Annotated in this window: 7 protein-coding genes; 2 read left to right on the top strand and 5 right to left on the bottom strand. The window is 73.3% G+C overall.

Annotation, left to right across the window (positions count from 1 at the left end):
* Nucleotides 1-57 precede the first annotated feature (57 nt).
* Together AB0J24_RS01980 and AB0J24_RS01975 are read right to left on the bottom strand one after the other, a co-directional pair.
* Entirely contained in the window at nt 58-984 is a 927-nt protein-coding gene (locus AB0J24_RS01980; protein ID WP_358673931.1) for a hypothetical protein, read from the bottom strand.
* A 119-nt stretch (nt 985-1,103) separates the two neighbouring features.
* Nucleotides 1,104-1,637 carry a YbhB/YbcL family Raf kinase inhibitor-like protein gene (locus AB0J24_RS01975; RefSeq protein ID WP_358673928.1) on the bottom strand — a complete coding sequence of 178 codons (534 nt, stop codon included), beginning with the start codon at nt 1,635-1,637 and terminating at the stop codon, nt 1,104-1,106.
* A 100-nt stretch (nt 1,638-1,737) separates the two neighbouring features.
* On the opposite strand from AB0J24_RS01975, the gene AB0J24_RS01970 reads away from it, so the two are divergent.
* Nucleotides 1,738-3,318 carry a Na+/H+ antiporter gene (locus tag AB0J24_RS01970; protein ID WP_358673925.1) on the top strand — a complete coding sequence of 527 codons (1,581 nt, stop codon included), beginning with the start codon at nt 1,738-1,740 and terminating at the stop codon, nt 3,316-3,318.
* A gap of 10 nt (nt 3,319-3,328) precedes the next feature.
* Here the strand turns inward: AB0J24_RS01970 and AB0J24_RS01965 are convergent, their stop codons facing one another.
* The 3 genes from AB0J24_RS01965 to AB0J24_RS01955 form a co-directional block, all read right to left on the bottom strand.
* Nucleotides 3,329-4,090 carry a glucose 1-dehydrogenase gene (locus AB0J24_RS01965; protein WP_358673922.1) on the bottom strand — a complete coding sequence of 254 codons (762 nt, stop codon included), beginning with the start codon at nt 4,088-4,090 and terminating at the stop codon, nt 3,329-3,331.
* Nucleotides 4,091-4,125: 35 nt separating this feature from the next.
* Nucleotides 4,126-5,106, bottom strand: a complete 981-nt coding sequence (locus tag AB0J24_RS01960; protein ID WP_358673919.1) for an iron-siderophore ABC transporter substrate-binding protein — start codon at nt 5,104-5,106, stop codon at nt 4,126-4,128.
* Nucleotides 5,107-5,191: 85 nt separating this feature from the next.
* Nucleotides 5,192-5,950, bottom strand: coding sequence for a methyltransferase domain-containing protein (locus AB0J24_RS01955; RefSeq protein ID WP_358673916.1), 759 nt, complete (start codon nt 5,948-5,950; stop codon nt 5,192-5,194).
* 240 nt (nt 5,951-6,190) lie between these two features.
* On the opposite strand from AB0J24_RS01955, the gene fabG reads away from it, so the two are divergent.
* A complete protein-coding gene (gene fabG, locus AB0J24_RS01950) occupies nt 6,191-6,949 on the top strand; it encodes a 3-oxoacyl-ACP reductase FabG (RefSeq protein ID WP_358673913.1) in 759 nt (252 codons plus the stop codon).
* The last annotated feature ends 68 nt before the right edge of the window (nt 6,950-7,017 follow it).

The raw sequence follows: 7,017 nt of genomic DNA, 5'->3' as shown, positions 1-7,017 counted from the left end.
GGAACAGTGCGCGATCTGCCCGCTGAGAAGGCGACTGTCGCCGCCGGGGCAGCCGCCCTACGGCACGCCGCGATCCAGGACCGCTCCCCAGGCCCGCCGGGCCGCCTCGTCGGCCGCTCGTTCCGCGGATCGTGCCGCTCGATCAGCGGCCGCGGCCGCGCTGCGCGCACGATCGAGCTCCGCCCGCAGCTCGTCGACGCGGCGATGCGCGTCAGCACGCCGTTCCACCGCTGCGGCGGCCCGTTCTCGGGTGTCGTCGCGTTCCCGGGCCGCGTCGTGCGCGGCGAGCCGCGCACGCTCGAGATGTTCCTCGGCATCGGCGAGCGCCTTCTCCTGCCGAGCCCGCTCCCGCTCCCGCGACCTTTCGCGCGACCGTGCCGTGTCCCGCTCACGCTCCCGGTGTTGCACCGTGCTGCGCTTGCGGGACAGCTGATCTGACCGCGTCCGGGCCGGGGGCGGCGGCTGGGACGCTGCCGGGGCACCGGGGGTCTCCTGCTCCGGTTCGGACGAGGCGGCCAGCGGCCCGAAACCGCTGTGCCGTTCGACGCGCACCACCCGTCCGGAGCGGACCCGTGCAGCGAGTCCGTCGTCGGCGAGCGCCGATTCCAGCACCACCCGCACCGCACGCTCCAGCGCGGGTTCGATCCGGCGTCCGGCGGCCCGGCCCAGCTGCGCCGCCCGTCGGGAGAGCGAGCCGAGCAGCTTGCTGCGCTGCGCGGACACCCGGCGCAGGGCGGCTCCGTCCAACGACTGCTGAGCCGCCGCGAGCGGACCGGCGAGGTCGAGCAGGCCGGCCACCTCGTCCGGGGCCTCGGCGGCGAGCAGGTTGGTCAGCCAGGCCGCCCGGGTCGGCCGCTTGAACGCGGCGATCTCCCTGGCGGCCGCACGATCCCCGGCGGCCCGCGCCTCGGCGACGAGCTCGTCCCGCGCGGCCACGAAGTCCTCGGGCGGGACCCGGTACAACCGGGCGGCCGCGGCGGACACCGCAGGCGCCGAACCGGAGCCGCCGGTGTCACCCCCGGCGGGTGCGGGCGACCCCGGGCCGCGGGCCGGCGGGCCGCCGCGACCCGCCGGCGAATCCGGGCCCACCGGTCGGCCGCCGGTCAGCTCAGGTTGGCGTGCGTGCCGACGAGCACCGCCCGGGCCAGGGTGTGGCCGAACAGGTTGAACCCGAGGAACGCCGGGGTCGCGGTGTCCGGGACGTCCAGCGACGGCACGTCGACCGCGTGCACCACGAAGTAGTAGCGGTGCGGTCCGTGCCCGGGCGGCGGCGCGGCGCCCAGGTACCGGGCCAGGCTCGCGTCGTTCTTCAGCTGCACCGCGCCCTCGGGCAGCCCGGAACCGCTGTCGTCACCCGCGCCCGAGGGCAGCGAAGTCACCGACGCCGGGATGTTGAACACCGCCCAGTGCCAGAACCCGGAGCCGGTCGGCGCGTCCGGGTCGAAGCAGGTGACCGCGTAGGACTGCGTGCCGTCGGGTGCGCCCGACCAGGACAGCTGCGGCGAGACGTCCTCCCCGCCGGCGCCGAAGATGCCGGACAGCTGCGGGGTGGCGAGTGCGGCACCGTCGTTGAGGTCGGTACTGGACAGCTCGAACGACGGGACCGGGGGCAGTTCGTCGTAGGGGTTGCGGGGCACGTGTTCCTCCTCCTCGTCTCGGGTGGATGTCCGCCGCATCCTGGCACGGCGCGCCGCCGCCCGTCCTGCCGGACGGCGATGAAGTCTGTCCGCTGTGCAGATGCTGCTGGTGCTCGTCGGACTGATGGTGGCGACGGTCGTGCTGGTCGGGGTGGGCGAGCGGCTGCGGCTGCCGTGGCCGGCGCTGATGGTGGTGCTCGGTGCCGGTGTCGCGGTCACGCCCGGACTGCCGGACGGGTTCCGGGTCGATCCCGACCTGATCCTGCCGCTGTTCCTGCCGCCGCTGCTGTTCGCGACCGCGCAGCGCACCTCGTGGGCCCTGTTCCGTGCCCGGTGGCGGACGATCGCGCTGCTCGCCGTCGGTCTGGTGCTGGTCACCGCCACCGCGGTCGCGGGCACCGCCTGGCTGCTGGTTCCCGGGATCGCGTTCACCGCCGCGGTCGCGCTCGGAGCCATGGTGGCGCCGCCGGACCCGGTGGCCGTCGAGGCCGTCGCCGGGCAGGTCCGGATCCCGCGTCGGCTGCTGTCGGTCCTGCAGAGCGAGGGCCTGTTCAACGACGCCACCGCGCTGGTGATCTTCCAGGCGGCGGTGCTCGCGACGGTCGCCGGTGACGAGCTCAGCCCGCTCGGGCTCGGTGTCCGGTTCGTGGCGGGTGCGGCGGGCGCCGTCCTCGTCGGGCTGGCGGTGGCCTGGCTGGCACGCCGGGTGCTCGGCCGGTTGACCGACGCCGTCGGACGCAGCGCGCTCACCGTGGTCCTGCCGTTCGCGACCTACCTGGCCGCCGAGGAGATCCACGCATCAGGAGTGATCGCCGTCGTCGTGCTCGCCCTGCAGCTGCGTGCCGGTGCGGACGCCGACGAGGCGGCCGAACGGCTCACCCAGGCGTCGCTGTGGAACGTGGTGGAGCTGCTGGTCACCGGGCTCGCCTTCGGCCTGATCGGGCTGGACCTGCGCCAGGTGGTGACCGACGCGGGCGACGACCTGCCCCGGATGCTCGGGCACGCCGCACTGGTCTGCCTGGTGGTGATCGCCGTGCGGGCGCTGTGGATGGTCGCCGCCTGGCGGATCCTGCGCCGCAGCTCCGGTGCAGCAGCCACCGGCGCGGCACCGGTCACCGGGCGGGAGGCGGTGCTGCTGTCCTGGTGCGGCATGCGTGGGCTCGCGACGCTGGCGCTCGCGCTGTCCCTGCCGGTCAGCACGGCCTCGGGCGAGCCGTTCCCGGCCCGCACCGAGCTCGTGCTGATCGCGGTGTCGGTGCTGCTGGTGACGCTGCTGGTGCCCGGTTTCACGCTGCCGGCGCTGGTGCGCGCACTCGCCGTCGACGACGAGGCCGACGCCGAGGAACGCGCCGAACGCGAGATCGTCCGGCGGGCCCGGCGGGCCGCGGTCGTGACGCTCGAGCAGCGGGTCCGCGAGCTGCCCGACGAGGTCGGCACCGTGTTGCGGGAGCGGATGGACCGGTTGCAGGCGGTGCTGGCGGGGGAGACGTCGTCGGAGGAGGAGCGGCAGCGGATCGCGGCACTGCAGGCCGTGCGCGGCGAGGTCGCGCAGGCCCAGGCCGCGGCCCTGGCCGCGGCCCGGGCCGAGGTGCTCACCGCCCGCCGCGAACCCGGGGTCGACCCGCACGCGGCCGACCGGGTCCTGCGCCGGCTCGATCTGCGCACGGTGCTGCTGGACTGAGATCCGGCGCTCAGGTGATCGTGAGCCCGCCGTCGACCGCCCAGGTCTGGCCGGTGACGTAACCGCCCGCGTCGGACGCCAGGAAGATCACCGCCGCGGTCAGCTCCTCCGGGTCGCCCTTGCGTCCCATCGGGATCCGCTCGGCCATCTTCTCCAGGTAACCGGGCCGGTACTGCTCGGTCATCTCGGAGGCGAAGAATCCGGGGGCGATCGCGTTGACCCGGATGCCCTTGCGGCCCGACCACTGCTGGGCCAGGTCCCGGGTCAGCCCGATGATCGCCGCCTTGGACGCCGAGTAGGCGGCCTGGGGCAGCTCCGCCGTGGTGAGGCCCAGGATGCTGGAGATGTTGACGATGCTCGAACCCGGCCCCATGTGTGCGGCGCAGGCCTGTGCCATCCAGTAGCTGCCGTTGAGATTGATATCGATGACCTGGGTGAACTGCTCCGGGGTCTCCTTCAGCGCCGGCACGGCGGTGCCGATTCCGGCGTTGTTCACCAGCACGTCGAGCCGGCCGAACTCGCCGACGGCGGCCTGCGCCAGTGCCCGGCAGTCCTCGGGCCGTGCCACGTCGGTGGCGACGGCGACGGCCCGGCGCCCCGCGTTCTCCACCAGCTTCACGGTGTCGGCCAACCGGTCCGTGCGCCGGGCACCGAGGACCAGGTCGGCTCCTGCCTCGGCGAGGCCGCGGGCGAAGGCCACGCCCAGCCCGGAGGAGGCACCGGTGACGACGGCGACCTTGCCGTCCAGTCGAAATCGTTCGATCACGCTCACGGGCCGACCCTAACCGGGACGGCCCCGCGCGGCGATCAGGAACCGAGGACGGCCTGCAGCTCGGGGACCAGCCGGTCCAGCGCGAACGGAGCGGACAGCACACTGTTGTAGGTCATCGCACCGCGGGTGTCGGTGTCCGGGACGATCATCCGGCCCTGTGCGACGACCGGGACCTGCGCCAGCACCGGGTCCCCGGCGACCTGCTCGGCGGCGGCGCCCCCGTCGGCGAGCATCACGAGCGCGTCGCCGTCGAGCAGGCCGGCCTGCTCGGCGGAGAGCTCGACGTAGAAGCTCTCCCCGTCGTCCAGCTCGTCGATCCGCGGGGGTTGCGCGAGTCCGAGCCCGATCATGAACTGGCCGCGGTTGTCGGCGGTGGTGAAGGCGCCGTACTTCCCGTCGAACGGCAGCACGGTCGCGGCGGTTCGGCCCTCGAACTGCGGGTTCGCGGCGATGGCGTCGGAGAACGCCGCGTCGGCCTGCCGGATCAGCTCCTCGCCGCGGTCGGTCTCGCCGAGCACGGCCGCGACGATCCGGGTGTGCTCGTCGCGCGGGACGCCGTAGGCGATCGTCCCGGCGGGGCGCGCCACGACCGGCGCGATCGACGAGAGCTGGTCGTACATCTGCTGCTCGATGCCGGCGCTGACGGCGAGGATCACGTCCGGGGCGAGGCCGGCGATCTGCTCCAGGTTCGGCTCGCCGGTCAGTACCACCGGCGGCTCTCCCTGGACCAGGTCACGGGCCCACGGACCGAGCCCGCCGGTGTCCTCGTAGAAGGTGTAGGAGGCCAGCGCGACCGGGGTCACGCCGAGCGCGAGCAGCGGGTCGGCATCGGTCACGCCGAGCGCGACCACCCGGGTCGGGCGTTGCGGGATCTCGGTGGTCCCGAACACGTGCTCGACGGTCGCCGGGAACGTGCCACCGGACTCGTCGGCCGGGCCGGCGGCGTCATCGGGTGCCGAGGAGCAGCCGACGACCAGCGCGAGCAGGGCCGGAAGTACAAGTAACTTTCGAATCACGGGCCGAGGTTAGTGCAGGCTCGCCTGAACTGAGCTCGCGCCCGCGTCGAGCGCCTCGTTGCTCCCCGACGCGGGCGCGCCGGAATCAGCCGCGGGGGCGGCGCTTGCGGGCCACGACGGCCCGGTAGAGCAGCGGATCGCGGGAGGTCGCGAGCCGGTGGCGGTAGACGGTCGAGCCGAGCTGCTCGAGCTCGCCGGACTCGAGCAGCGAGCCGATGAGACCGGCGAAGCCGGTGGTGTCGCCGTCAGTGAGGAAGTCGTCACGGATCGTGATCGCGACGAATCCGTCCACCGCGACCATGTCGAAGGCGGCCCGGAACGCGGCGGGCGGGATGTCACCGAAGCCGAGCGCCGCGACGCAGGTCAGCGCGTCGAACCCGCCGGAGGCGATGGACTCGATCTGCTCCTCGTCGAGCGCGGTGAGGTCCACCACGTGGTAGTCGTCGTAGACGCCGGGACGGTCCCGCTCGGCGGCGTCGCGCGCCTCCGGGATGATGTCGACCCCGACGACCTTGCCGACGCCCCGGGCACGCAGTTCCTCGGCGACGATGCCGTTGCCGGCGCCGACGTCGAGGACCCGCAGGCTCGAGGGATCGACCTGCTGCGCCCGCAGTTGCTCGACGAGCAGGTCGCACACCACCGGCGGCGACTGACACTGCAGGATGTCGTAGAACAGCTTCTCGTACAGTCCGGGGATCCGGTACAGGGCGTCGTAGTCGTGGAAGCGGTACTCCTGCCATCCCTCGCCGGTGTCGATGACGCAGAACTCGACGTCCTGCTCGTGGGTCTCAGTGGGTTCCGGCAGGGCCAGCCGGTAGGTGAGTTCGGAACGCTCGACGGCCATAGAAGCACCTTCCTGGTCGGGAACGGGCTCTTCGACGTTAGTCGACCCGGGGACCTCCGTCCGGCGTGACCAACGCCGCACCGACGGTTCCGCACCGGACGGGCAGGGGTGACACGATCGACCCCGGCGTCGCCGCCGTGTCCGCGTTGTCCGTGTCCGGCGGTGCGCCCACCGGGCCCAGCAGAAGGTTCCGGACCGCCGGCCGACCGTCGGCGGGCACGTGCGCATGCGAGGAGAGACATGACCCAGCAGCAGAGGACCGCGATCGTCACCGGAGGCGCCCGCGGGATCGGGGCGGCCACCGCGGTCCGGCTGGCCGCCGACGGGCACCGGGTCGCGGTGCTCGACCTCGAGGAGTCGGCGGCCAAGGCGACCGTCGAGGCGATCGAGGGCGCAGGCGGCACCGCGGCCGCATTCGGGGCCGACGTGGCGGACGCGGCCGCCGTCGAGGCCGCCGTCGCCGCGGTCGTCGAGACGCTCGGCAACCCGACGATCCTGGTCAACAACGCGGGTATCACCAAGGACAACCTGCTGTTCAAGATGTCCGAGGCCGACTGGGACGCGGTGATGGGCGTCCACCTCAAGGGCTCGTTCCTGGCCACCCGCGCGGTCCAGAAGTACATGGTCGAGGCGAAGTGGGGCCGCGTGGTCAACCTGTCGTCGACCTCGGCGCTGGGCAACCGGGGCCAGGCCAACTACGCCACCGCGAAGGCCGGCCTGCAGGGCTTCACCAAGACCCTGGCGATCGAGCTGGGCAAGTTCGGCGTCACGGCCAACTGCATCGCCCCCGGGTTCATCGCCTCGGAGATGACCAAGGCCACCGCCGAGCGGCTCGGCGTGGACTGGGAGGAGTTCAAGGCGGCCCGTGCCGCGGAGATCCCGGTGCAGCGGCCGGGTGCGCCGGAGGACATCGCCAACACGGTGTCGTTCTTCGTCGACGAGCGGTCGTCGTTCGTCAACGGACAGGTCATCTACGTGGCGGGCGGTCCGAAGACCTGATCCGCCGGGGTGGGAGGTAGAGCGGCAACCCCGGTCCGGTGATCGCCGCGACGACGAAACCGACCCGT

Origin of the sequence: Pseudonocardia sp. NPDC049635 (genome assembly GCF_040659795.1) — a bacterium.
Taxonomy (GTDB): domain Bacteria; phylum Actinomycetota; class Actinomycetes; order Mycobacteriales; family Pseudonocardiaceae; genus Pseudonocardia.
Note: the sequence above shows the minus strand (reverse complement) of the source record. Positions and strands in the feature narration are given on the sequence as shown.

What these genes read in the sequence shown, in the direction of transcription:
- AB0J24_RS01970 (WP_358673925.1), top strand. Translation starts at nt 1,738, where the DNA reads ATGCTGCTGGTGCTCGTCGGACTGATGGTGGCGACGGTCGTGCTGGTC.
- AB0J24_RS01955 (WP_358673916.1), bottom strand. Translation starts at nt 5,950, where the DNA reads ATGGCCGTCGAGCGTTCCGAACTCACCTACCGGCTGGCCCTGCCGGAA.
- fabG (WP_358673913.1), top strand. Translation starts at nt 6,191, where the DNA reads ATGACCCAGCAGCAGAGGACCGCGATCGTCACCGGAGGCGCCCGCGGG.